Below are 24,164 nucleotides of genomic sequence, written 5' to 3' on the forward strand. Positions count from 1 at the left end.
TCTCTGGAGTCTGCAGAGCCAACGGTTCTACGCGCTGGGTGCATGGATTTGCGGACTGCTGCATCAGCAGGGCAACCTGAAACCTGCTCCGGCACCACCCGCGAGAACAGCCGCGGATCGCCATGAGCTTTCGCTTTCACCAGGGGCGGGTTGAGCTCGATCTCCGTTGGCGGCCGTGGCGCCGCGTTCAATGTCCCTGTGAAACCGAGGGGCGGTCCCCGCACCACCGTGGGCCTGCCCAACAGCCGCCGGCTGCGGCCGGGCCAGCTCGATGCCCTCAAGCAATCGCTGCTGGGAGTGCTTCGCCAGGATCTGTTGGCAGCCGGCTCCGCAGGGGAGCAGCTGTGGGACCACCCACGGCCTGGTGAGCCGCCTGCTTGCGGATGGCTCCCTCTCTGCACGCCCCGCTGGCCTGCTGGCACTGATCGAAACCCCGGAGGCGCTGGAGGGTTACCTGCTGCGCGCCCAGGGCCAGGACGATGCCAAACGCCTGGCCCAGCGCTGCATCACGGCCGTGCAGGAGACGGCACGACTGGCCGCTGGGCGGGGCCTGGCTCTTCTGACAGGGCCAAGGCAGGTGTCCGCAGGGCCGGTCCCCCGTATCCGCACGCACCCGCCAGAACGACTGGGCAGGCCAAGGAGGGAGCCGGAAAGAAGGAGATCCCCCGCAGGCGAGAGACTGAAAAACAGCTGATCTGAAAACTATCACGGCTGCGGGCTTTGTTGTGGGGATCGAGCGAGTTCAGAGCACCCCACCCAGCCGGATCAGGGCACCCACCACCACCAAGCCGATCGCCAGGGCAGTGATGCCACGGATGTGCCAGGCCAGGCGATCCTCAGATGCCGGCCATCACGCAGCAGGTGCGGGGCCCAGCAGCCCGACTGGGCTGGGCCGAATGGCTGAGCACACGTATCGGTGCGACGCGAAAAACGCCTCGATCCAGTCATGGTGGCGCTTCTGCACAATTCGATCGGCGATCGTCGCGGCCGTATCAGGGATGGAGAAGCGCATGCGGAAGCCCTGGGTAAGGGCTTCCAGCAGTGGACAGGAAAACCGGCGAAGATGCCTCACAGCGGATGCAAACAGCTCCTGGTCCGGGTTCATGCCGGCTGCAGCTGACGTGGTGGTGCGGGCAGACGCGTGCCGGAGAGGAAGGCCAGCGCCACCAGCAGGCACGAAGCCCACAGGCAGGCCTGCAGCCCGCCGACCAGGAAAAGAGCGCCCGAGAGCAGGGTGCCCACGAGGCGGCCGGCGGCATTGGCCATGTAATAGAAGCCCACATTCAGGCTCACATCTTCGGCTTCGGTGTAGGCCAGAATCATGTAGCTGTGGATCGAGGAATTCATGGCGAACACCACCCCGAATGCCGCCAGTCCCACCACCACGGCGATGCCGGGATTGCCCAGTTGCCGCCAGAGGCTGATGGCGATCAGGCCCGGGATGGCGGTGAGCACCGCACTCCAGAACTGCACCGCAGACACACCGGGTGGCGCGCTCTTTCCCCAGCTGCGGCGCAGGGCCGGCACCAATCCCTGCACGATCCCGTAGCCGATCACCCACAGGCCCATGAAGCCGCCCACCTCCCAGTATTGCCAGCCCAGGGCGGCCTGCAGGAACACCGGCAGGGCCACCACGAACCACACATCCCGGGCACCGAACAGGAAGAAGCGCGCCAGCGAGAGCATGTTGATGCCTGTGGATTTCGAGAACAGCTCGGTGAAGGCGGGTTTCTCCTTCATGCGGCCGATGTCTCCGGGCAGCACCAGCGTCATCAGAAAGGCCAGGAACAGAGCGGCAGCCATGGCGCCCACGGCGGCGTTGAAACCGATGCTGGTGAGCAACACCCCGCCCAGGAAGAAGCCCACCCCCTTGAGGGCGTTCTTGGAGCCGGTGAGGATCGCCACCCACTGGAACAACTGGGTCTCGCCGCGGCTGTGGTCGTCGGGGGTCTCGGGCACCACCGTCTTGATGGCGCTCTTGGCGCTCATCTTGTTGAGGTCCTTGGCGATGCCACTGATCGCCTGGGCCACCATCACGTAGGCCACGCTCCACCAGCGGGGCCAGCTGTCGGCCACCGGGATCAGCATCAGCAGGGCACCCACCTGCAGCAACGTGCCCGCCCAGAGGGTGAGCCGCAGCCCGAAGCGGGCCCCCAGCCAGCCGCCGTAGAGGTTGGTGACGATGCCGAAGAATTCGTAGAACAGAAACAGAAAGGCGATCTCCAGGGTGGTGTAACCCAGCTGGTGGAAGTGGAACACCACGAGCATGCGGAGGGCACCGTCGGTGAGGGTGAAGGCCCAGTAGTTGGCCGTCACGATGCCGTACTGCTGCAGGGCGGTGAGGTTGCGCATCAGCCTGCCTCCCGGGCAATCACGTGGCAGGCAAGATCGGCCATGCGGCAGCTGTAACCCCACTCGTTGTCGTACCAGGCGTATACCTTCAGCTGGGTGCCGTTCACCACCAGGGTGGAGAGAGCATCCACGATCGAACTGCGGCTGTCATTGAGGAAATCGCTGGACACCAGCGGCCGGCTCTCGTAGCCGAGGATGCCCTGCAGGGGACCGTTGGCGGCGGCCTCAAAGGCGCCGTTCACCTCCTCAGCCGTGGCGATGCGCTCCAGCTCGAACACAGCGTCGGTGATCGAGGCATTGAGCAAAGGCACCCGGATGGCGTGGCCGTTGAGGCGGCCCTGGAGGTCGGGAAAGATCAGGCCGATCGCCCGGGCCGAGCCGGTGCTGGTGGGGATCAGGTTCTGGAGACAGGATCGGGCGCGGCGCAGATCGCTGTTGAAACCGTCTATCACCACCTGGGTGTTGGTCACATCGTGCAGGGTGGTGATCGAGCCGTGGCGGATGCCGAAGCGCTCGTGCACCACCTTCACCACCGGCGCCAGGCAGTTGGTTGTGCAGGAGGCGGCGGTGATCAGCCGGTGGCGTGTGGGGTCGTAGAGGTGCTGGTTGATGCCGAAGACGATGTTGAGCGCTTCGGCACCAGCGATTTCGCCTTTGACGGGACAGGCCACCACCACGCGTCTGAGGCCCACCTGGTCGAAATAGGGCTGCAGCGTCTCCGGTGTCTTGATCTTGCCGCTGCACTCCAGCACCATCTCCACGCCTGCTTCGCGCCAGGGAACGGCGGTGGGGTCCTTCTCCTGGGTGTAACGCACCTCCCGGCCGCCCACGAGGAACCCCGAGGTGTTGCCCTGCACCGTCTGCTGCCAGCGGCCGTGCACGGAATCGAAGGCGAGCAGGTGGGCGGCGGTGTGGGCATCGCCGCCGCTGTCGTTGACGTGCACCAGCTCGATGCCGGGCCGCCCCCAGAGGGCGCGGAACACCAGGCGGCCGATGCGGCCGAAGCCGTTGATGCCGATGTTCATGGCTGCAGCAGCCCGCCTCAGGGCACAGGGCTCGCGCCAACCTTAGATCAACTAGAATTGATGGATATTGTGTTGCAGATCACATGCTTCCCACCACGGTCCGAAGGTCGATGGTCCCAGGATCGCTGGGCCGCCACTTGCGCAGCCCCTCTCCGCTGATCAGGCCAGGGATCTCCTCAGGGCCAGGGCGATCGCCAACCGCAACCAGCGCCTGTTTCCCTATCGGCCAGGCTGAAACGCGGCGGCAGAGGTGGGCGGTGCGCAGGCCCAGTGATGTGTCCATGCACCCCCCGCCATTGGCCGAGCGGGAGTTGGCGCTCACCTGCCATCGGTGGGATCGAGCCGCTCTCCCAGCCAGGCCACCGGCAGCATCAGCACCATCGGCAGGGCGCACACTCCCAGCTGCTCCAGGTTGAGGGGTGCTGTGCCGAAGAAGCGGTTCATCTCCGCCGTCTGGCTGAAGATCCACTGCACCGCCACCGTGCCACTGATGCCCAGCAGTACCGCCGGTGCCCGGGTGAAAGCACGCCAGCCCAGCCGCGGCAGGGAAATCAGAGCGGTGCGCAACTGGCTGATGCTCACCAGATACACCAGATGGGCCAGCACCAGTCCTTGTACCGCCATGGTGCGGGACAGGGCCAGATCCCCCAGTCGCTGCTCGCTCCAGAAGAACAGCCCGAAAATCACCGCCCAGTTGAACAGCGACACCAGCAGCACCCGGCGGATCAGGCCGCCGGTGAGCAGGGGCTGCTCCGGCGGCCGGGGCGGCTGCTGCATCAGCCAGGGGGCGACCGGCTCGAACGCCAGGGCGATCGACATGGTGAGCGAGCAGATCATGTTGAGCCAGAGCACCTGCAGGGCCGTAACGGGCAGGGGAGTACCCAGCACCGCTCCCAGCAGGATCGTCATCGAGGCGCCGCCGTTCACCGGCAGCACGAAGGCCAGGGTCTTGCGCAGGTTGAGGTACACCGTGCGGCCCTCTTCCACCGCCGCCTCGATGGTGGCGAAGTTGTCGTCGGTGAGCAGCATGTCGGCGGCCTGGCGCGCCACTTCGGTGCCGCCCTGCCCCATGGCGATGCCGATGTCGGCCTGCTTGAGGGCGGGCGCGTCGTTGACGCCGTCGCCGGTCATCGCCACCACCTCCCCGTTGGCCTGGAGGGCCTGCACCAGCTGCAACTTCTGGGCCGGCGCCACCCGGGCAAACACATCCACGTGATCCACCAGCTCCGCGATCGCATCGGGGCTCAGTTCCGCCAGCTGGCGGCCATCGACCGCCTCTGCACCCGCCCCCCCATCAGACGGTCTGCCGATGCCCATCTGGCGGGCGATGGCCCGGGCGGTTTCCAGGTGATCGCCGGTGATCATCTTCACCGTGATGCCCGCCGCCTGGCAGGCCGCTACGGCCCGGGTCGCCTCTGGTCGTGGTGGATCGAGCATCCCCTGCAGACCGAGAAAGTCGAGATCAGCCGCCACATGGTGGTGCTCCAGCTGCTGCTGGAAGACCTCGGCCTGCGCGATCGAAAAGGCCAGCACCCGCTCGCCCCGGGTCGCCATCGCCGCCACCGCGGCTTCGATCGCCGCTCGGTCGAGCGGCTGCGGCCGGCCCTGGGCATCCAGCTGCCGGCTGCAGCGATCCAGGATGGCTTCCACGGAGCCCTTGAGCAGGATCCGCTCGCTGCCGTGCAGCGTGGCCATGAACTGATGTTCGGAAGCAAAAGGAATGGCATCCCGGCGGGGATGGCGCTCCAGAGCCTCCTGGCGGTCGATTCCAGCCGCATCAGCGGCCACCAGCAGGGCCGTTTCAGTGGGATCGCCCACCAGCCCCTCACGGTTGCTGGGTCGGGCGTCGTTGCAGAGCAGGCCGGCCAGCAGGGTTTCCTGCAGGGCCGCATTCGATGTCCCAGACAGGCCATTCCCAGGCCAGAGATCCTCGATCGCCACCAGTTGGCCGCCGCCGTAGAGGTGTTGCACCGTCATCCGGTTCTGGGTGAGGGTGCCGGTCTTGTCGGAGCAGATGACGGTGGTGCTGCCCAGGGTTTCCACGGCCGGCAGCTTGCGGATGATGGCCTGCCGCCTGGCCATGCGATTCACGCCGATGGCCAGGGTGATCGTCACGATCGCCGGCAACTCTTCCGGGATCGCGCCCACCGCCAGGGCCACGGCCCCATCGAACATCTCATCGGCGCCGCGCCCTCGCGCCAGCCCCACCAGAAACGTGAGCCCGGCCAGTACCAGAATCACCTGCAGCAAGCGGCGACTGAAGCGGCCGAACTTGCGGGTGAGCGGGGTGGTGAGATCCACCTGATCCTGCAGGGAGCTGGAGATGCTCCCCACCTCGGTGTCATCCCCGGTGGCCACCACCAGCCCCAGGCCCTGACCCTTCGTCACGAAGCTGCCTGCATAGGCCATGCCGATGCGCTCGGCCAGGGGGGCGGACGCCTCCACGGCGGTGGTTCCCTTGTGCACCGGCAGCGATTCCCCGGTGAGGGCTGATTCATCGGTCTGCAGCTGGCGCCCCTCCAGCAACCGCAGGTCGGCCGGCACCCGCGCCCCAGCCTCCAGCTGCACCAGATCGCCCGGTACGAGCTGCTCCGAGGCCAGGCGCTGGCGCGTGCCACCGCGCACCACCTCCACCTCGGTGCGCACCGATCGCGCCAGGGCGGCGATGGCGTTCTCGGCCCTGCTCTCCTGCACGAAGCCGATCACGGCATTGATCACCGTGACGCTCCAGATCACCAGGGCATCGCGGGGGTGTCCCAGCAGCGCCTTCACAGCCCCTACCACCAGCAGGGTGATCAGCAGGGGATTGTTGAACTGGAGCAGAAACTTCAGCCAGCCGGGCTTGCCGCCGCGGATCGTGAGCGTATTGGTGCCATGGGCATGCAGCCGCCGCTTGGCTTCCGCCTCGCTCAGGCCGGAGCTGCTATCGCTCTGCAAGGCCGCCACCACATCGGCTGCTGGCCGGGCGTGGGCTGGTGCGGGCAAGGGCTGCATGGGGCGGCTCAGTGCTTGGGATCAAGCCCTAGCGCATTTCCCAGCGCCTGAGCCCGCTCAACACATCAGAGGGGTTGGATGGTGACGTCACTGAGCCCCACAACCAATGGGCCCCAGAGCTGATTCCCCGCAGGACCTTCAGCACCGTGTTTCACGAGCTGGCCACGATCCTGGTGATTGCCGGTGTGATCGGTGTGCTGGCCTTGAAGCTGCGCCAGCCGCAAATCATTGGATGATTGGCTACATCCTCACCGGGATCCTGGTGGGGCCAGCGGTGTTGGATTGGGGGGCCTCCGGAGGCAGGGAGCTCAAGTTGCTCTCCAGCATCGGGATCTCAGTGCTGCTGTTTGTGGTAGGCCTCAAGCTCGGGTTTGATCCGCTCCGTGGGCCCGGTGGCCTTGGCCACGGGCCTCGGCCTTGGCTCTGCACCCTCAGAAGGGATGCCAGAGGCGGACGGCATTGTGAGCGACCAGGACGGAAGCGGATCGGCCACGGGTTGGTGTTGTTGGTGTGTGGGTCTGTGAACCTTCACGGACTCGCTCCGCCCCTGGCGCCCTGCCCGAAGCCAAATGCTGCTGGGACATTGCCGCAGGTGTAGGCAGACAGTGAAGCGTTCTGCACCTTGATTCGTTCCGACTCAGGGTGCAGCGAGAGGCAGGATTGTCCATGACCCCTCCCCTTCCCCCAAACTGAATCACCTCTGCGTTGGCTCCAGCCCATGGCGGTGAACATGGAGAAGCTGGGCCGCTTTCTGCTGCGTGGCCTGCGCATCGGTGCCAGCACGGTGTCGATCGTGGAACTGCTGCGCAACGACTGGACCGGCGGCATCAGCGCCGGCGTGGCCTGGCTCGTCTTCCTGCAGGTGGAGCGGCGGCTGCCGCCCCTCAGTCCGAACTCCGAAGAATGACCTGCAGCTCAGCGTGGCCGGTGGCCGGATCCAGTTCCCGCCGAAAGTCCCACTCCGGCAGGAGCCCCAGCACCACCTCCGCGGTGGTGCGCACCAGCGAGCCAACGCAGAGGTGACCGCCGATCACCGCTCCGCTGCAATCAGCGAGCGTGATGTGCAGGTGGGCGCCATCGCTTGAGAGCGTGCCGGCCAGGCTGAGGATCTCCAGATCGCAGCGGATCGTCGTGGCTTCGGCCGCTCCCGCGAAGCGCAGCTGCGCCACCGTCAGGCTGCCGATGGCGCTGATCACACAGCCCGCCTTCGTCTCCTGCTCACCCATCCAGGCTTCCAAGGCAGCGCGCAAGTCGTCTCCGGGCTGCAGCCGCAGCGGCACCACCCTCACGGCCGCGGCTCCTCCACCAGCTGCTGAACCATCATCGGGGCACCCACGTACCCGAGTCGCTGGTGGCGGAATGCCCCCGGCAGGGTGCTCACCACCAGGCTGAACCGCATCGCCCGGAGGCCCAGCCGCCGGGCCGCCTGATGCGAGGGCTGGCAGAGGCGGCTGCCGATGCCCTGCCTGCGGCGGTGCCCGGCCACCACGGAATGTGGCCTCAGGTCGATCGCCGGGTCATGGGGGAAGGTGTCTCCAGAGCGGAAGACCGGCTCCAGCAGCACCGACATTGCCGGACAGTGGGCCGGCTCGCAGGGCCGGATCTGCAGTGGCGTTGTGGGCGCGACCAGCGGCGAGGGGGATCGGGGGGATGGTGGTGATTCTCTTCCCCCCATCGGGCGAAGCCTCTCCGCTTCCGGCTCAGCGCATCAGCATCCCGATTGGCCCCAGGGCTGCCACCCCACCGCAGAGCGCGAGCAGCAGGGCCACCCCTCGGGTCCAGGCCAGGGGCAGGCGCCGCAACAGCAGGACGCTGCCGCCGCTCACCAGCACCGAACCTGCAAAGGCCCCCAGCCACCAGAGAGCGGCAGACGCGTCGACCGGGGCCTCCAGGCCGTGGAGCATGGCGTGAACAGCCACCGCTGAGGCCACCAGGGCGGCGCAGGCACCCAACTGGGGGCTCTGCTGCGAGCGGAGGCATCGCAGCACCAGCACTGCCACGGCGCTGATCGCCAGGGCTGCCAGGAACTCCTGGCCCGGCAACGTGCCGCCCATCGCCCCGAATACGGCGCCGCCCACCGCACCAGCCAGGGCCCAGAGCAACAGCTGGGAGGAGATGCAGGAGGCGGCGGCTCCCACACCGATCAGCAGCAGCAGGTGATCGGCGCCGCTGATGGGGTGCAGGAAGCCCGCAGCGATGCCGCCGTGGGCGATGCCATGGGCCTGAGCGGGTTGATCGAGCAGCAGCGCCAGGGCTGCGGCACCGCCGAACAGGGCCAGGGTTCTGGCCGAGAAGGTCTGGGTCATCGAGAGGTCCGGTCCGCGCCGGAGATGCAGGGGTTGGGCACGGCGAGCGTGGCGGATTGAGCTGGTGCCCCGTATCCAGCCACACCAGCAGGATCGCCCCTGCTGACCAAGGATGCAGCTGCTCCAGACTGGGCTCAGGCCTCAATGGGAGAGCGGAACCGATGCCTGAGCCCACTGCCGCCACCCCAGGGCCGGAACCGCTGGAACTGCCCGCCGGGGTGCATCAGCTGTGCGGTTGTGGTCGCAGCCGTCAGGGCTGGTTCTGCGATGGCGCCCATCTGGGAACAGGCCGGGTGTCCTACGAGCTGCGCCTGAGCGAGGCGGCCACGATGCTGCTGTGCCGCTGCGGCCGTTCGCACCGCTATCCCCTCTGCGACGGCCGCCATACCGCCCAGCCCCGCGGGCCCTGGTGGCGGCCATGGCGATGAGCGCCTCGATCGTGCTGGCCGCCGATGATCCGGCTGGCCTGGCCCGCTTCTACGGCGCACTGCTGCAGGTGGAGCCGCAGCCGGGGCTGAGTGCCACCCACTGGCGGGTGGCCTGGCCGGCCGGAGGTTGGCTGGAGATCTACGCGCCATCGCGCAGCCGTCCCCAGCCGCAGCAGCTGGCACGGCTGGCTCTGTGCCTGCAACGCCAGTCGGATGGCACAGGCGCCGTTGCCATGCTCAACACCTGGATCACCGCGGTGCTGGGCCTGGGCGCCTCGCTGCAGGAACCGCCACGCCTGGAACCCTTTGGCGCAGAAGCCTGGCTGCTGGATCCGGAGGGCAACCGGTTGCTGTTGCTGGTGATGCCAGCAGCGTGAAGTCCCCTTCATGAAGCCCCATTGCCCTTGGTGAAGAGCGGTTTCGTTCGCGCTCCAGCTCTTGTCCTGAGCCGCCAGCCGTCCGATCGTGACTGCATCGACACCCGGGAGGCTCCAGCACATGGAAGACACCCCACCTGAGCAACCGTCAGGAGTGCGCTGACGATCCGGCCCCTGCTCCAACACTCTCAATGGATCACTGACGTTCCTGGCGTGTCGCGGCTGTTTTGCTGAAACAACCCTGGCGCCGTCCATTGCACCGCCTCAGGTGCCCCGGACCCAACGGAACGTCCCGATCGACACCTGGCCCCAGGTGCCAGCGCCCGCAGCTCCGACCACAACTGAAAACACCCTGATCTGACAACGATCACGGCGATTGCCAAGCAAAAAACTCGCGCAGCTGCGCCCCACCCCCTCGGGTCGGCACCACGGCTGAGCAGACAAAAGCCCGGGGCCCAGGCTCCGGGCTTTGTTGTGCGGCAGAAGGCTCCAACGCCGCCGCTCCACCAGACCCCGCTGCAGCCGGGAGCAGGAGGCTTCAGCGAGGCTCACGGAGCTGGGCCTCCCAGTTGACACGGGCGAGGGATAGGCGGCCTGCATCCGGTTCACTTCAGGGGACTTCGTGCGCTGGTGCTGGTTGGGAACGCGCCGGGATTGGGACTGGCCTGACCCCATGACGGCTGCGGTGAATCACCTGCCCCCCGCAAAAGAGCAGCGATTCACCGGCCTGGAACGGTTGCCAGTGCTCGTCGGTGGTGAGCGGCTCGGTACTGAGGATGGTCACCACATCGTTTGCGGTGGTGAGTGCGGAGAAATCCACCTGCAACGGCAGATCAGCCAGGGTGGCCTTGCAGAAGGGGGCCCGGCGTGTGAGCCAGTGCAGCTTGCTGGTGGCGGTGGCAAACAGCCACTGGCCGTTGCTGATCAGGGCATTGAAGGTGCCCCGCTCCGCCAGTTGGGCAGCGCAATGGTGCAGCTGATCAAACAGCGCGCCAGGATTCTGCGGATTCACCCCAGCTTGTTCCAGCTGCTCGAGAATCCAGCAGAAGGCCGTTTCACTGTCGGTGCTGCCGAATGGCCGGTGGTGATCCCCCAGAGGAATGGCGCCCTGGAGGTCGCCGTTGTGGGCAAACACCCAGGTCTGCCCGCCCCAGCAGCGGGAGAAGGGATGGCAGTTCTCCAGCGCCACCACGCCGCGGGTGGCTTTGCGGATATGGGCGATGCTCACCAGCGCCTTGGGTGAGCGCTCCGCCAGCTGATCGGCGAGGACGGAAAAGGCCGCTGGAGCCTCCTCCCGCAGCAGGGTGAGGCCATGGCCACCGGGGGTGAAGCTGGCCAGCCCCCAGCCATCGGCGTGCTCGCCGGTCGCACCACCGCGGCGACTGAGGCCCCGAAAGGAAAACCCCATGTCGGTGGGCGTGTTGGCGTTGAGGGCGAGCAGCTCACACATGAAGGACCGCGCAGGGGGGAGGGGGTTGCAGCGTCACCTCGTAATACCCACCAGGGATGGGGGCCGGCTGTGCCGTGCCGTTTCGGCCCGCCTCAGGATCAGCTGAACCAGGCAGGCTGGCTTCCGGCGCGATCGACACCACCCTCGCCTTGAGCGTGCCGTAGTCGGGATAGGGGCAGCCGGTGATGCGCAGGTCGGCTCGCTGATCCACTTCCACCTTGGTGATGTTCTCGGAGGGCACCAGCACCTTCACCAGCAGACCGGCCTGGCTGGGGGAAATGCGGGCCAGCTCCTCGCCGGCAGCCAGCATCTGGCCGGGATTGCGCAGTTTGAGTGAGAACAGCACCCCTGGTACCGGTGCGGTGAGCGACGTCTGGGCCAGATCCCGAGCAATCTGGCTCTTGTCGGCGCTGTTGGTGACCAGCTCCCTCTTCAGCTGCGCCTGATCACTGCTGTTGCGGGAGCGCTGCTCCGCCACCGCCTGCCTGGCTTTGGCCAGCTGGGCGCGGGCCACGTTGTAGCTCTCCTCCTTCTCCTCCAGTTGGGTGACGGTGATGGAGCCGGTGCCGCCCAGCTGCTGGAAGCGGCGATATTCGGCTTCCGCAAAGCGCAGCCCTGCCTCGGATTTCTCCACTTCCAGCTCGGCCGCCTGCAGGGCCGCCAGCCCCTGGTTCACCAGTGCCTGGCTCTGCTGGGCCAGGGCCCTTCGGCTCTGGCTGAGCTGCTGCTGCTTGCCCTCCAGATCCGTGGGATCGAGCAACGCCAACACCTGGCCGGTTTGCACCCGCTCGTTGGGCTGCACCAGCACCCGACGCACCCGCGCAGCAAAGGGGGCGTTGATCACGCTGGTTTCACCGCTGGGCCGCACCACACCGCTACCGCGCACCACAACCCGGTAGGGCCAGACGGCCATCAAGGCCACACCGGCAGCGAAACTGCCCAGCATGACCAGGCCGGCACTGCGCACCCAGGGCCGCACCGAAGGCAGAAACTCCTCGCTGGTGGTCTGCCGCAGCACCAGGCCAGCATCCAGCGGCCGCGACGCCAGGCCGCCGCGGCGTGTGGCCACAACCGGCAACTCCGGCAGGGGCGTTGTTCCAGGCAGGGGTGACTCCGGCAGTTTCAAGGGTTCGCTCATGCCGGCAAGAAGTCGGAAGCCAGGGTTTCTGTGTGGATCAGATCCGAGGTCGGGTCCTGCAATGTCACATGGGCCTGTGGCTGATCATGATCGTGGTGAAGCCGGCACGGTGCCCCAGCCAGCCGCTCCACCCTGGCGGCAGAGCCACCCAGGGCTCGTCGTCGGCGCTGGGACTTTCAGCGTGCCATCGAGCACCTCGAAGAGGCGGTGAACCACCACCTGGGTGGTGAACGACTTGTTGGCACAAGCAATCAGAGCCCTGAGGAAGCCCGGGATGTTGCCGCTGAAGCCATGGAAGGCGAGCCGCTGGCCGATGCCCGGCGGCCTGTCGATCACGCATGTCCTGCCATCCCTGAGCAACACCATCCCTAGCTGGAGGCTGGTGAGAAGCTGCCTCGGGTGAACCCGCTCATGCTGACGCCCTGCCGCGCCGGCGTCGGGCAAACCAACGGTGATCGTCAGGGGGATGGGTCCCAGCCGGATTCCATCTGAGCGTTGTTCGAAGCGGTGGCGACGTTCGACGCTCGCAGACTGGTCCGATGACGACCTTCAACTGGCTCTCACCAGCAAGTCGATGGGGCAGGTCCATCTCCTCCGTCTGGGTCTGGCTTTGCTCTCAGATGCAGGCTCGCTCACACTGACAAGCGGTGTGCTGGTTCGGAATCCAGTTCCAGACAGCTGCTTGATCAGCATGGTCAACGCCGGCCTCGACGCGTTCACGCGGGCCGCAGCGCTGGGGATGCCCCGAGGGGTGAGCATCAAGGTGGTGTCGCCCTGGCCGCGAACTGGCCGAGACCCAGCAGCCCATGGGACGCTGCCATGGTGCCGACCGCCCGCAGATTGCCGGTCATGAATGTGAGGTCGTGGAGGCCTGGAAACGTGCCTGGAGGCAGGATCACAGGCCGGCTGCCGATACTTCTTCGTAGCGGCGGTTCACCTCAGACCAGTTCAGCCGCGACCACCAGGCCTTGATGTAGTCGGGCCGGCGGTTCTGATAGTGGAGGTAGTAGGCGTGCTCCCACACATCCAGCCCCAGCAACGGTGTTCCCTGTTCGATGCCGGGCAGATCCATCAACGGGTTGTCCTGGTTCGGGGTGCTGGTGATCGCCAGGCGGCCATCGGGCCTGCGGATCAACCAGGCCCAGCCCGAGCCGAAGCGCCCTGCTGCCGCCTGGTTGAACTGGGCCTGCATGGTCTCCAGCGACCCGAAACCGGCCTGGATCGCTGTCAGCAGCTGCTCGGATGGCTCTCCTCCCTGGCCCTCCGGTGCCATCACGGCCCAGAACAGGCTGTGGTTCCAGTGCCCACCGCCGTTGTTGCGCACCGCCTCGGGAAAGCGCGAGATCTGCCCCTGCAGCTCATCCAGGCTGAGGTTGGCCAGAGCCGGATTGGCCTTGATCTGCGCGTTCAGGTTGGTCACATATCCGGCGTGATGGCGGTCGTGGTGGATGGTCATGGTGGTCGCGTCGATCGCCGGCTCCAGGGCATCCACGGGATAGGGGAGCGACGGCAGTGAGAACGCAGCCCAGGCAGGGGCCACGAATCCCAGCAGCAGGAGAAGTGGTGTCAGGCAGGCCAGCAGGGCCTGGCCCAGGAACTGAGGGAGCATGGAATTCGAGACGTGTCTGGCGAGGCGGTCAGCCTGACGGATTTGGCGTAGGCCCTTCCGGAAGGAAATCGCCATAGCCGGGAGTTGGCTGCTCTCCGGTTCAGGAATCCGACGCCGGAATGGGTGCCGTTGGCTCCAAGGATGGCCGTTTCACCCTTTCCTCATACCCCGCTGCCCACACCGCCGGGGCAATGCCGGCCGGCACCAGCCGTCGGTAGGCCTCGCTGGCCAGGATCTCCTTCACCGCTTCCCCGAGCAGTTCATTGGAGCGGCTGCCGGGCAGGCGGTGGCTCAGGGTCTGGTGGATCCGCAGCAGATACCAGGCACTGCCATCGAGGCCGGCATTGAAACGTTCCCAGCTGTGGGGATCGAGGCGGGCATCGAGCACCATGTCGCGGGCGTTGTGGGCCTTGTCGGCCGCCGTCACCCGCAGGGAGCCATCGCTCTTGTGCTCCAGGCCCGCCACATAGCGGGTCTTGCGCAAGAGCCAGGGTTCCTTTGGGGCACCTTGCGCCACTGGCCACTGGGTGTCGGTGCAGTCGCGCACGATCCCGGCCACCTCCTCGCCAAAGCGCTCGGCGATCGAGCCGTGGGTCTGGCCCGCGTCTTCGATCGCGTCGTGCAGCAGGCCGGCGATCGCCTCGTTTTCGCTGCCCCCGTCTTCCCAGACCAGGCTGCTCACCGCGATCAGGTGGGAGATGTAGGGCACCCCCTTGCCTTTACGGGTCTGGTTGCGGTGCAGCTGCGCGGCCCAGAGCAGGGCCTCGTCGTAGCGCTCGCTGTGGGCTGGGGGTTGATGCGTCATGGGTGGATCCGGATGGGTGGATCCGGTGCTGATGGGTTGTGACGCAGTGGCATCAATCGGCTGCCTGGCTGAGGCGCTCCAGTCGCTCACTCAGGAAGGCGTGGCTACAGGCCACCGCCGTGGCCAGGTTCTGCTCCTCGCTGAGGCCGGAGCTGCGGGTGGGCTTGAAGCTGTGGTCGCCACCTCTTCCGGGCGGCCGAACGTGTCGCGCTCCCCCTGCAGGATCAGGGTGGGGGGGTGCAGATCGGCCAGGAGCACGGTGGCTGCCGCCACGTCGGGACCGTCAATCAACTGCGGTGCGGTGCCAGGGGCCTCGTTGTTCATCCATCCATCCTGGCGGTGCCTCTCGCACTGCCAGGAGACCCGATTCTTCAGAACGCCGGGATCGTCTGTCGGAGCCGAGCTGGACTGGCCCATCCCCTGCTCAGGCATCAACCCCCAGGGCCCCACCTGAGCCACAGCCACGCCTGCGGTGACGGAAGCGATCGCTCCGATACCGTCTCGCGATGGGGAACAGGAAACCCCTGCCCCCCAGCGAACCAGGGCGTGAGAAGGTCAAGGTACGGCAATGCCTCCATGCCCTTAACCGCATGCCGTGATTGGGCGAGGCAGACTTGAATCATGAGCATCCCCAGGCCGGCCCCCATCGCTGATCCGAGCCGCTGGGATCAGCGCTACCGAGAGGGCGGTGACGGCTGGGAACTGGGTCAGGCCGCCCCACCGCTGGCCCAGTTCCTGAGAACCCATCCGTTGGCGCCCCAGTCACCGGGCAGGGTGCTGGTGCCCGGCTGCGGCCGTGGCCATGAGGCCGCCCTGCTCGAAGACCTCGGTTTCGCCGCCATCGGCCTGGATTTCAGTGGCGAGGCCTTGCGCGAGGCCCGCAGGCTCCATGGCGAGGCCCGGGCCACGTTGCAGTGGCTGCAGGCCGATCTGTTCGACCAACAGGCCCTGACGGAGGCGGGCCTGGCTCCCGGCAGCCTCAGCGGGATCGTGGAGCACACCTGCTTCTGCGCCATCGATCCCGGCCTGCGGCAGGACTACATCGCCACCGTCTGCCGACTGCTGGCCCCTGGAGGCTGGCTGCTGGGCCTGTTCTGGTGCCACGGCCGGCAAGGCGGTCCTCCCTGGGGCAGTGACCCGCAGCTGGTGGAAGCGCTGCTGCGCCAGGCGGGCCTGGTGGCGGAAATCTGGCAGCCGGCCACTGGTTCGGTGGACAAGCGCAACGACGAATGGCTGGGCCTGTGGCGCCAGCCAGGCCAACCCCCTGCACCTGTAGAGATCGGATCATGCTGAGCCAACTGAACGAACGCATGCAGAAGTGGGGCTTCTCCTGGGAGGGGCTGCGGGACAACCGCCATGGGGAGTGGTGGGTCCTGGCGCAGATGAGCCTGATCGCCGCCCACTGGCTGCCACCAACGCCGGCCCCCTTGGACCTGGGGATTCACTGGCCTCTGATCCTGCGCCTGATCGGAGGGCTGATCGTCCTGATCGGCCTGATCATCGGCGGCCAGGGAGTCCTGAACCTCGGGGACAGTCTCAGTCCGCTGCCGGAGCCGATTGCCGGAGCGCCTCTGGTCACCGAGGGCGCTTACGGCCGTTGCCGCCATCCTCTCTACCAGTCGCTGCTGCTCTGTTCCCTGGGGGTGACCCTGGCCCTCGGCAGCCTGCTGCACCTGGGCCTGCTGCTGGCGCTGGCGACCGTGCTCAGCCTCAAGGCCCGGCGAGAAGAGCAGCGTCTGTGTTCCATGCACAGTGGCTACGCCGATTACATGACGTCCACCCCGGCGATTGTTCCCTTTCTGCCAGGTCTCGACTGGCGGTAGCCCATGGCTCTCATGGTTGGACATTGCGCTGAGAATGGTCATTGATGCAGTTTTGATGCAATGGGATCGCGCTCTGCTCTTCTCTGTTGGGCAGATCCCTCGATTCATGCGTTTCCTCTGTTGCATCGTGATTCTGATTGGTTCTGCCAATTCCTCCTGAGCTAATCAGGGAGAGCGTTGCCTGTTGACCCTGCAGGGAAACGATGGCGGTCGCCTTGATGGCCGCACGATGGAGTTCGGTCAGCCGCTGAACAGCAATGCGGTACTGATTCAGCGGGGGACGGCGATCCAGGGCAATGGTCCCGATGGCAAGTCCGGTGGTGGCCTGCAGTGGACCAGTCGCTATGGCGTGGTGGGACTGAATGCCCTGGGTCTGAAGGATGTCGTTCCTGATGGCATGAATGAAATGGGCCTGGCTGGTGGGCTTTTGTCTTTCGCAGGCTGCGCCAGATTTCAGAACCTGCCGCCGGGTCAGGCCACGATCATCCTGGAGTCGGATGGCAAGATCGTCAAGGTGCCGCGCTCCCTTTCGGTCGTCATCGATTCAGTCCAGGGCTCGGTCGTTCAAGGTTCCAATGTCTGGAAAGCGAAGACCGATAATCCCGGTTATGTCGAAGATGAGAGCGTGCTTCAGGCTTCCGAGCCGCTCATCGGTGTACTCTCGGCGGACGATAAGACACTGTGATTGGTGGAAGTCCATGACCATGGCATGATGGTCGCAAGGAGAATCGGTGGCGATAAACTCGATCTTACCTATCTTGAAGGGTATGCGTTCAGGGGTCGGGACGCCCCACCGCACGAATGCAAGCCTGATCGCTCACCGCTGAGCGATCAGAGACTCTTCCTTGTCCTTTCTTCTGCCTTCAGGGATCGCTCAGCAGTGACGGCATCACCCCATCGCGGTGATGGGCGATCCAGGCCTGCTCCAGGAACTCCCAGACATCCCGCCCCTGTTGCCTGAGGGTAGTGGTGACCGTGAGCAGGCGGCTCCGGCAGATCGCACCTTGGCGGGATTGGACTCCTTGACTGATCTTGCGCTGAATCACCGATTGGCGCAGGGCACGTTCTGCGGCGTTGTTGGTGGGCTCTATTCCCTCGTTCTCCAGGAAGGTCCACAACCCACCTGTCACCTTCTGGAGCTGCTGGCACGTGCGCACTGTGCTGGCCCAAGGCGTTCGCTCGCCGCGCTGGTAGCCGAGCTCTACTACCCGCTGCAGCGTGGTCTCAAAGGTCTGGCGGATCGGCCGGCAGCTTTGCTGCAAGGCGGGCCAGTCAATCTTTCCCTCCTTGTAGCGGTGCCAGTGGCCAAACAGCTGCTGCTGCAGGCCCAGCAGCTGGGCTCCGAATTCAGCGCTGGCGCCCGGGCGTTCGGCGATGGCCGTCAGGTCGCGGATCAGGTGCGCCCAGCACAGCTGGCGCTGCTTGGTGGGCAGGTGGTTGTAGGCCGAGAAGCGATCGCTCACCACAATCCCGCCAAAGGCGTTCCCCAGCAGCTCGATGGCAGCGGTCGTCGATCGACTCAGCCCTTGCACAAATACCGTCACCACGGCGGTGACCATGACCCACTGCCAGCCCCGCTTTCCAGTGGGATTGTTGCCGTCGGCATTGCCGGTGGGGGCGCCAGTTTCATCTACGTAGGCCACCGGCTGCACGCGGGCAAAAGCAAGGGCCTCCTGCATGGGCTGCTCCAGTGCTGCACTCAAGCGCTGGCGGACCCGTGCAATCGCGCCGCGGCTCATCTCCACTCCTACCAGCTGCTGGAGCAGGGCCTGGGTCTTGCTGAAACTCAACGGAAAGGCACTGCCCAGCAGGCCCACCAGTGCACTGAGCCTTGGGCCGTAGTGACTGGCCTCCACATCCGCCGGCAACGAGGCGCAGGTGCTGGTGGAACAGCAGGGGCAGACCAGGCGATGCAGCCGGTGCTCGATCACCAGCGGGGTAATCGGCGGGATCTCGATCACCTGATGGCGCAGGGGATCGAGATCCTCTCCCTGGAGCAAGGTGCCACAGCGGCGGCAGGCATCAGGGTGGTGATCCACCACCTGATCCACCCGCTCGATCGACAGCAGCTCTGGTCCGGATCCGGGATGGCCCTGCTGGCCGCCCCGCTTGCGGCCACTGCCCTTGCGCCGTTCTGGCGGCTTAAAACCCAGACCATCACTGGAGGGAGGTTTGGATGAGTTGCGAGAGCTGCGTCCGATCCGCTCACGCAGGTTTGCCAACTCGGTGGCCAAGGAGGTGAGTTGGCCGCGCAACAGCTCGATCTCCTGCTGCTGGGCGTTGATCAGCGCTCTGACGCTGGCGGGAGTTTCCAGCCAGTCGGCTTCTGGAATTCCAGCCGGATGTGCGGTCATCACAGGCGGGTCTCTACCTGAGATGCAACCGGAAATCAAGCTGTCGTCAAGGGTTCAGCAGGGCCGATGTTCGCCGCGAGCTGTCACGCCCCCTGAACGGATACCTTGAAGGCGCGTCCCATGCTGTTGCCTACTCGGCAATCTATCGGGCGCTGAAAGAAATCGCAGCCCGGTGATCGTCGCATGACTGTGCACTGCGAGTTGCTTGGCTTGCTGAAAGGCCCAGTGCTGCAAGGGTTCGGGGCGGACTGTGCGTACTGTTGATCAGAACCATGGGCGAGACCTGTCCAGGCTCCCAGCGCTTGCTCTGGACATCACTCAGGATCCCCATGGCGGCCAGCAGCGATCCAGGCCCTGCCAGCTCACACGTCGGATACGATCTGCTTTATCTCTGAGGCAGACCCTTTGGGTGCTGCTGCTGGTCAAGCAATCTGAAAGGGGGAGACATGATTCCCTGACGAGGAATCCAGTGCTGACCAAGCAAGCAGCAATCATGATTTCATCGCCAAGCTGGACGAAATCACCGGCACAGAAATTTCCAAGGATAAGCTAAGCCGTGGATACTGGACGTTCATGTCGCTGGATATCGGCACTCTCAAAGTCATAAAAAAGTCTTACGACTCCGGCGAAAAAGCAGTGTATGGCGAGGCCTATATTGGATCTGTTCAGCTTTATGACGGTACGATTGTCTCGCCAGAGCTCGACGCTGCCATCTATCAGTTGGTCACCATTGCCACCTGATCTTGCTGTTTCGGCTGTCGCGTCTCCCATCGGCACCCGGCTCCCGGGCAGGGTCTGTCCACCAGCACGCCGATGGCGACCATGAGGGCAAGACCAGCAGATGGCTGGACGCGCAGCCAGGGAGCAGCCGGCTGAGCCGCTCGGCAAGGAGCGGGGCCCTGGGATGCCTGCCCGATTGGATGGGATTCGCGGACCCTTCCGGGAGCCCCTCTGGCCCGGGGCATGAGCTGAAAGTCTTTCTGGTGCAGAGGTTCTCGCCGATATGTCAGTCAGTCAGCACCGGGTCAGGCTTGGCAGGGCCAAGCCGCTGGTTGCATAAGGTGATCTGACAGCCATTCCTGCCCCTGACACAACTCCCTGGCACTTCCCCCTGGCGATCCAGGGTTCTGGCAGCAGAGAGTTCTGGCACCAGAGGCTCGACCACTGAACATTGAGGCTCAAATAAGTTCACCATGGAACAAATCACCCAGGAAGGCGTCCAGGTCGCCCGGGGACTCGGCGAGCGTCACGGCTTCAGCGATGCCGCCGTCGTCCACATGATGCAGGCCATGCTCCGCAGTCGTGGTGGCATGGCTCAGTTCAACCACCCCGAGTTCGGTGGCTCCGGTCAGTGGATGCCAGGTGGCATGTTGATGATCGGCGACATGTTCAACAACGCACTCAAGGCCCGGGTTGATGGCCTCTGCCGTGATGTGTCGGCGGCCATTGCGTCTCAACCCATAGCGGCGGCATCGGCAGCACCACTGTTCGTTCCCGACCCCCGCGAGTCCTGGTGGCCCGCCGAGCTTGGTGCCCCTTCAGCCACCGGTGAGCAGAACAGCGTACGCTATGCCGTCTTCCCCAGTGCGGGGCGGCTTGCGGTGGACGTCAACGGTCAGGTCAGCGTCTACGACACCGGCAGCCACCAGATCGCTGGTTTCTCCCAGCAGCAAGGTGGCGGTGGGATGGTGTTTTCCACCCCGGCTGGGAGCGTCAGTCTCAGCAGCTTCTCGCCCGCCGGCGGCTTCAGCCAGCAGCAGCAGAGCCACGCTGGCGGCCTTCAACAGCAGAGCAGCAGTGGCTCGGGCTCACAGCATCAGGCCGCGGTGATGGCTCCCATGCAGATGCAACCGATGAGCCCCATGCAACCCATGAGCCCCATGCAGCCCATGGGTTCCATGGAGCCGATGGCGATGATGCAGCAGCAGCCGAGCTGGTGGCCGGCTGAGCTCGGCGTTCCTGCTTCGAGCGGTGCCCAGAACGAGCTGCGCTACGCCGTGTTCCCCGCTGCAGGTCGGCTGGCGGTGGAGCACAGCGGCCACTGCAGGGTGTTTGATGTGGGCGGCCAGGCGATCCGCGGCGTCTCCCTTCAGAGCGGCACCGGTGATCTGATCCTCTCCACACCGGAGGGCGATCGGCCCCTGTCCCAGTTCCCGGAGATCAGCCTGGCAAGCGAACTGGCCCCCGAAGGCCCGGCGCAGACCACCGCCACTGCCGCGACGGACCCCAACACCACCGCCGCGACTGCCCCCGCCAACGCCACCGCCCCTGCCGCGACCGCGACAACCGGCGGCTCTGATGATCCCTACGCTGCCCTGGAGCGCCTCGGGGATCTCAAGGCCAAGGGAATCCTCACCGAAGAGGAATTCAGCAGCAAGAAGGCCGAGTTGCTGGCACGGCTCTGATCCCTCGCAGGGGATGAACCGCCTCGGGCCGCGCAGGATCTCACGGCTGCTGAGGTTCTCCGCCTGATGGCGTGAGGAAAGGATCCAGGAAGCTGAGCGGCCTGGCCATGGTTGCCGAGAAGCCAAGGATGCCGCGATCCCGGTAGCTGTAGAGCAGGGTGTCGTCGGCCTCCAGCAGGAAGGTGCCGCCCCTCTGGGTCAGGTGGTCGTCGGAGGGCACGTAGGTGCGCCAGTGGCCCAGCACTTCGGTCATGTTGCGCAGGCGCACCGTGGCCAGCTCGAAGGGTCGCTGGAATCCCGTTCCACCAGCTCTGGCAAAGAACGACCCCTTGATCGGCGGCAAAAGACCTGCCCGGATCGTCTCGTCGTCGGCGATCCGCTGGGGAGCTCCTCGATCGCCCGTGTAGCCGCGCAGCACCTCGGCCAGGGTGCCGGGCGAACCGATGCCGGCGCACATCAGCAGCAGGTTCGGCCAGGGCCCGCCGATCCCCCGTAAGCCCCCATAGAGCCCCAGGGCCCGATGCAGCTGGGGATCCGGATCGACCTGGAGTCGTTCGAGCGGAAACCCCGTGAAGGAGCAGAACCGCTGGCGGCTGTCCTCATGGCCGATGCCGATCGCCAGGACGGCGATGCCGGCAGACTCCAGCTGCGGCAGGGCCGCCACCACGGCCTGGGCGTATTCGAGGCTGTCGAAATCCCCCAGTTGGGGCAGCAGCAGCACCAGTCGGCGGTGTCCCCGTTCCATTCCGGCCACCCCCACCAGCCGCTCGAGCAGGGCAGCGGGTGCAGCCTCTCGCGCCTCGCTGCCAGCTGGAGCAGCGCCGACTGGATCAGGGCCAGCGGAATCGGTGGTGGAGGGATCAGGGCCGGGCAAGGTCACAGCGCAATCACGGAGTGACCATCGTGGCGCGTTCCTGACAGGCTTCCGTGCCAGCGATCAACCCCTGGTCTGCAGGCCCCGGCGTCGCGATGCCCTCTGCTGGCTGCCAGCCTGGGAACCACTGCGGATGACGCTGGTTGCCCCCCGATCCCGACACCCTTCGGCCCCTGCCCCGCACGCCAGCGGTGAGCGGAGTGCTGGAGACCCTGGCCTTCTTTCGCGACCCTGATTTCGCCCGCTCGAACTTCGAGCGCTATGGCGATGTCCACGAAACCACCCTGTTGGGGCAGCGCACCGTCTTCATCCGGGGGGAACGGGCGATCAGCGACCTGTTCGCCCAGAGCGAATCCATCGAGGGCTGGTGGCCGGACAGTGTGCGGCAGCTGCTGGGGCCCCTGTCGCTGGCCAACCGCAACGGGGCCGATCACAAGGCCCGCCGTCGGGTGGTGGGTCAGCTGTTCGCCTCCGCGGCCCTGAAGCGCTACAGCCCCGCGATCGTGGCCCTGGTCGATGCGCTCAGCCAGGAGCTGCTCAGCGCCGAAGCACCCTTGGCCCTGGTGCCCAGGCTGCGGCGGTTTGCCTTCCATGTGATCGCCAGCACGGTGCTGGGGCTCGATCCGAACGATCGCGATGCCCTTCGTCGATTTCGAAACCTGGTGCCAGGGCCTCTTCTCTCTGCCGTTCGCCCTGCCCGGCAGCCCCTTTGCCCGGGCCCGCCAGGCCCGGCAGCGGCTGCTGCGGCGCCTGGGCGCGGTGCTCGACAAGGCGCAGGCCGCCGCTGCCTCCGGAGCGCCCCTCGCTGCCGGCGGACTCGATCTGCTGGCCGGAGGTCTGGATGAGGCCGGCCTGCCCCTGGGCGACGACGACGTGGCGGAGCAGCTGCTCCTGCTGCTGTTCGCCGGCTACGAAACCACCGCCTCGGCGTTGAGTTGCCTGGTGCTGACCCTGCTGCAACATCCAGCGGAGCTGGCCTGGCTGCAGCAGGAGCTCGACAGCTTGCCCTGGCCCCCTCCACCGGGGGAGGCCACCACCGCCTACGACGCCCTTCGGGCTCCGTGGCTCGATGCGGTGGTGCAGGAGGTGATGCGGCTCACCCCGCCGGTGGGGGGCTTCTTTCGCCTGACCCGGCAGCCCATTGCCCTGGATGGGGTGCTGGTGCCGGCGGATCGGGTGGTGCAGGTGAGCATCGTCGCCAGCCATCGCCACGGCTCCGCCACGGAGGATCTGGAGGTCTTCCGGCCGCAGCGGCATCTGGATGGAACCTGCACGGCCACCCTGCTGCCGTTTGGCGGTGGTGAGCGGGTATGCCTCGGCAAGGCGCTGGCGGAGCTGGAGATCCGGCTGCTGATCGTGGGGCTGCTGAAGCCGCTGACCTTGGCGCTGGAGCCGGATCAGAACCTGACGCTGGCGATCATCCCCAGCCCCTCGCCCAAGGACGGCCTGCTGGTCTGTCCGCGTCCCAGGGCCTGCAGTACCGATCCCGTTGGAGTGGAGTGAACCATGGCCAATCCCGTGCTGAGCGCGCAGGACCGCTGGAAACAGGATCGCTCCGATGACGGCCTGTTTTATGCCGAACCCCGCTTTGTGCACCATCTCGATGGGGCGTTTCGCAGCCGGCTCACGGCGCTCTACCAGGAGAGGATCCCGCCGGGGGCGGTGGTGCTGGATCTGATGAGCAGCTGGGTCAGCCATCTGCCCGAAACCCTGAGCGCCGTCGAGGTGATCGGTCATGGCCTCAATGCCAGGGAGCTGGAGGCCAACCCACGGCTGAGCCGCCATTGGGTGCAGAACCTCAACGTCGATCAGCGCCTGCCCCTGGAGTCAGGCAGCGTTGATGCGGCCCTGATCGTGGCCGGCTGGCAATACCTGCAGCAGCCCGAGCAGGTGGCGGCCGAACTGCTGCGGGTGGTGCGAGCCGGCGGCCAGCTGATCGTGTCCTTCTCGAACCGCATGTTCGCTCAGAAGGCCACGCGGATCTGGACCGATGGCGACGACCGGGACCATCTCGAGATCGTCGCCCGGGTGCTGGTGGCGCAGGGCTGGCCCATGCCGAAGCTGATCGCCGAAGCCACCCGGGCGGCAGGACCGCTGGGCTGGCTGGGCGGCAAGGGGGATCCGTTCTTTGCGGTGGTCGCCGAGAAGCCGAGCGCTTAGCGGCTTGTCGCTGATCGAGCAGACGCCCGCGAAACGGCAGATCGATGGGAACCCGTAATAATCT

Annotated in this window: 26 protein-coding genes and 1 pseudogene; 12 read left to right on the top strand and 15 right to left on the bottom strand. The window is 66.2% G+C overall.

Annotated features, from left to right (window positions below; all coding sequences use genetic code 11):
* Positions 1-1,101: 1,101 nt before the first annotated feature.
* The 4 genes from arsJ to H8F26_RS12020 all read right to left on the bottom strand — a co-directional run bounded on the left by arsJ (position 1,102) and on the right by H8F26_RS12020 (position 6,371).
* Positions 1,102-2,352, bottom strand: coding sequence for an organoarsenical effux MFS transporter ArsJ (gene arsJ, locus H8F26_RS12005; protein WP_197154142.1), 1,251 nt, complete (start codon positions 2,350-2,352; stop codon positions 1,102-1,104).
* Positions 2,352-3,377: an ArsJ-associated glyceraldehyde-3-phosphate dehydrogenase gene (locus H8F26_RS12010; protein WP_197154144.1), complete on the bottom strand. Its 1,026-nt coding sequence runs from the start codon at positions 3,375-3,377 to the stop codon at positions 2,352-2,354. The genes arsJ and H8F26_RS12010 overlap by 1 nt, the downstream gene beginning before the upstream one ends.
* 79 nt (positions 3,378-3,456) lie before the next feature.
* Positions 3,457-3,660, bottom strand: a complete 204-nt coding sequence (locus tag H8F26_RS12015) for a hypothetical protein (protein ID WP_197154146.1) — start codon at positions 3,658-3,660, stop codon at positions 3,457-3,459.
* A 35-nt stretch (positions 3,661-3,695) separates the two neighbouring features.
* Entirely contained in the window at positions 3,696-6,371 is a 2,676-nt protein-coding gene (locus tag H8F26_RS12020; protein ID WP_197154148.1) for an HAD-IC family P-type ATPase, read from the bottom strand.
* 74 nt (positions 6,372-6,445) lie between these two features.
* Here H8F26_RS12020 and H8F26_RS12025 point away from each other — a divergent pair, with 74 nt between their 5' ends.
* The 3 genes from H8F26_RS12025 to H8F26_RS12035 all read left to right on the top strand — a co-directional run bounded on the left by H8F26_RS12025 (position 6,446) and on the right by H8F26_RS12035 (position 7,278).
* Complete coding sequence (locus H8F26_RS12025; RefSeq protein WP_197154150.1) at positions 6,446-6,607, top strand: hypothetical protein; 162 nt, start codon at positions 6,446-6,448, stop codon at positions 6,605-6,607.
* Positions 6,604-6,969 carry a cation:proton antiporter gene (locus H8F26_RS20180; RefSeq protein ID WP_197154158.1) on the top strand — a complete coding sequence of 122 codons (366 nt, stop codon included), beginning with the start codon at positions 6,604-6,606 and terminating at the stop codon, positions 6,967-6,969. Before H8F26_RS12025 ends, H8F26_RS20180 begins: the two co-directional genes overlap by 4 nt.
* A 120-nt stretch (positions 6,970-7,089) precedes the next feature.
* Positions 7,090-7,278, top strand: coding sequence for a hypothetical protein (locus H8F26_RS12035; protein ID WP_197154160.1), 189 nt, complete (start codon positions 7,090-7,092; stop codon positions 7,276-7,278).
* On the opposite strand, the gene H8F26_RS12040 is transcribed toward H8F26_RS12035, so the two are convergent.
* The 3 genes from H8F26_RS12040 to H8F26_RS12050 form a co-directional block, all read right to left on the bottom strand.
* Positions 7,256-7,660: a PPC domain-containing DNA-binding protein gene (locus H8F26_RS12040; RefSeq protein WP_197154162.1), complete on the bottom strand. Its 405-nt coding sequence runs from the start codon at positions 7,658-7,660 to the stop codon at positions 7,256-7,258. The genes H8F26_RS12035 and H8F26_RS12040 overlap by 23 nt on opposite strands.
* A complete protein-coding gene (locus H8F26_RS12045; RefSeq protein WP_197154163.1) occupies positions 7,657-7,941 on the bottom strand; it encodes a hypothetical protein in 285 nt (94 codons plus the stop codon). The genes H8F26_RS12040 and H8F26_RS12045 overlap by 4 nt, the downstream gene beginning before the upstream one ends.
* A 130-nt stretch (positions 7,942-8,071) precedes the next feature.
* Positions 8,072-8,677: a HupE/UreJ family protein gene (locus tag H8F26_RS12050; protein ID WP_197154165.1), complete on the bottom strand. Its 606-nt coding sequence runs from the start codon at positions 8,675-8,677 to the stop codon at positions 8,072-8,074.
* Between the two features lie 161 nt (positions 8,678-8,838).
* Between H8F26_RS12050 and H8F26_RS12055 the strand changes: the two genes are divergently transcribed.
* A complete protein-coding gene (locus tag H8F26_RS12055) occupies positions 8,839-9,105 on the top strand; it encodes a CDGSH iron-sulfur domain-containing protein (RefSeq protein ID WP_197154167.1) in 267 nt (88 codons plus the stop codon).
* Positions 9,102-9,482: a VOC family protein gene (locus H8F26_RS12060; protein WP_231597805.1), complete on the top strand. Its 381-nt coding sequence runs from the start codon at positions 9,102-9,104 to the stop codon at positions 9,480-9,482. The genes H8F26_RS12055 and H8F26_RS12060 overlap by 4 nt, the downstream gene beginning before the upstream one ends.
* A 610-nt stretch (positions 9,483-10,092) precedes the next feature.
* Here H8F26_RS12060 and H8F26_RS12065 read toward each other — a convergent pair.
* The 6 genes from H8F26_RS12065 to H8F26_RS20185 all read right to left on the bottom strand — a co-directional run bounded on the left by H8F26_RS12065 (position 10,093) and on the right by H8F26_RS20185 (position 14,901).
* Entirely contained in the window at positions 10,093-10,932 is an 840-nt protein-coding gene (locus H8F26_RS12065) for a class II glutamine amidotransferase (protein WP_197154171.1), read from the bottom strand.
* The gene (locus H8F26_RS12070; protein WP_197154173.1) at positions 10,925-12,070 is read right to left on the bottom strand and encodes an HlyD family secretion protein; all 1,146 of its coding nucleotides are present in this window, start codon (positions 12,068-12,070) and stop codon (positions 10,925-10,927) included. Before H8F26_RS12070 ends, H8F26_RS12065 begins: the two co-directional genes overlap by 8 nt.
* 84 nt (positions 12,071-12,154) lie before the next feature.
* Positions 12,155-12,406, bottom strand: coding sequence for a hypothetical protein (locus H8F26_RS12075; RefSeq protein ID WP_197154175.1), 252 nt, complete (start codon positions 12,404-12,406; stop codon positions 12,155-12,157).
* Between the two features lie 559 nt (positions 12,407-12,965).
* A complete protein-coding gene (locus H8F26_RS12080; protein WP_197154177.1) occupies positions 12,966-13,679 on the bottom strand; it encodes a superoxide dismutase in 714 nt (237 codons plus the stop codon).
* Positions 13,680-13,779: 100 nt separating this feature from the next.
* Complete coding sequence (locus H8F26_RS12085) at positions 13,780-14,484, bottom strand: HD domain-containing protein (protein WP_197154179.1); 705 nt, start codon at positions 14,482-14,484, stop codon at positions 13,780-13,782.
* A gap of 90 nt (positions 14,485-14,574) precedes the next feature.
* Positions 14,575-14,901 (bottom strand): hypothetical protein, encoded by a 327-nt coding sequence (locus H8F26_RS20185; protein WP_370594619.1) that lies wholly within the window; start codon positions 14,899-14,901, stop codon positions 14,575-14,577.
* A gap of 204 nt (positions 14,902-15,105) precedes the next feature.
* Between H8F26_RS20185 and H8F26_RS12095 the strand changes: the two genes are divergently transcribed.
* The 3 genes from H8F26_RS12095 (at position 15,106) to H8F26_RS12105 (ending at position 16,992) form a co-directional block, all read left to right on the top strand.
* Positions 15,106-15,777 (top strand): methyltransferase domain-containing protein, encoded by a 672-nt coding sequence (locus tag H8F26_RS12095; protein ID WP_197154181.1) that lies wholly within the window; start codon positions 15,106-15,108, stop codon positions 15,775-15,777.
* Positions 15,771-16,307 (top strand): isoprenylcysteine carboxylmethyltransferase family protein, encoded by a 537-nt coding sequence (locus H8F26_RS12100; protein ID WP_197154183.1) that lies wholly within the window; start codon positions 15,771-15,773, stop codon positions 16,305-16,307. The genes H8F26_RS12095 and H8F26_RS12100 overlap by 7 nt, the downstream gene beginning before the upstream one ends.
* Positions 16,308-16,491: 184 nt before the next feature.
* A complete protein-coding gene (locus H8F26_RS12105; protein WP_231597806.1) occupies positions 16,492-16,992 on the top strand; it encodes a linear amide C-N hydrolase in 501 nt (166 codons plus the stop codon).
* Positions 16,993-17,170: 178 nt separating this feature from the next.
* Here the strand turns inward: H8F26_RS12105 and H8F26_RS12110 are convergent, their stop codons facing one another.
* Positions 17,171-18,661, bottom strand: coding sequence for an IS66 family transposase (locus H8F26_RS12110; protein WP_197153750.1), 1,491 nt, complete (start codon positions 18,659-18,661; stop codon positions 17,171-17,173).
* 573 nt (positions 18,662-19,234) lie between these two features.
* Here H8F26_RS12110 and H8F26_RS12115 point away from each other — a divergent pair.
* Positions 19,235-19,402 carry a hypothetical protein gene (locus H8F26_RS12115; RefSeq protein WP_197154185.1) on the top strand — a complete coding sequence of 56 codons (168 nt, stop codon included), beginning with the start codon at positions 19,235-19,237 and terminating at the stop codon, positions 19,400-19,402.
* 452 nt (positions 19,403-19,854) lie between these two features.
* The gene (locus tag H8F26_RS19455; RefSeq protein ID WP_231605168.1) at positions 19,855-21,066 is read left to right on the top strand and encodes an SHOCT domain-containing protein; all 1,212 of its coding nucleotides are present in this window, start codon (positions 19,855-19,857) and stop codon (positions 21,064-21,066) included.
* Positions 21,067-21,106: 40 nt separating this feature from the next.
* On the opposite strand, the gene H8F26_RS12125 is transcribed toward H8F26_RS19455, so the two are convergent.
* A complete protein-coding gene (locus H8F26_RS12125; protein ID WP_197159183.1) occupies positions 21,107-21,811 on the bottom strand; it encodes a peroxiredoxin-like family protein in 705 nt (234 codons plus the stop codon).
* A 320-nt stretch (positions 21,812-22,131) separates the two neighbouring features.
* Between H8F26_RS12125 and H8F26_RS12130 the strand changes: the two are divergent.
* Together H8F26_RS12130 and H8F26_RS12135 are read left to right on the top strand one after the other, a co-directional pair.
* Positions 22,132-23,443 (top strand): annotated as a pseudogene (locus H8F26_RS12130) (cytochrome P450).
* Positions 23,444-23,446: 3 nt separating this feature from the next.
* Positions 23,447-24,100 (top strand): class I SAM-dependent methyltransferase, encoded by a 654-nt coding sequence (locus H8F26_RS12135; protein WP_197154187.1) that lies wholly within the window; start codon positions 23,447-23,449, stop codon positions 24,098-24,100.
* Positions 24,101-24,164 lie beyond the last annotated feature (64 nt).

Source organism: Synechococcus sp. CBW1006 (assembly GCF_015840525.1).
In the GTDB taxonomy this organism is placed as follows: domain Bacteria; phylum Cyanobacteriota; class Cyanobacteriia; order PCC-6307; family Cyanobiaceae; genus CBW1002.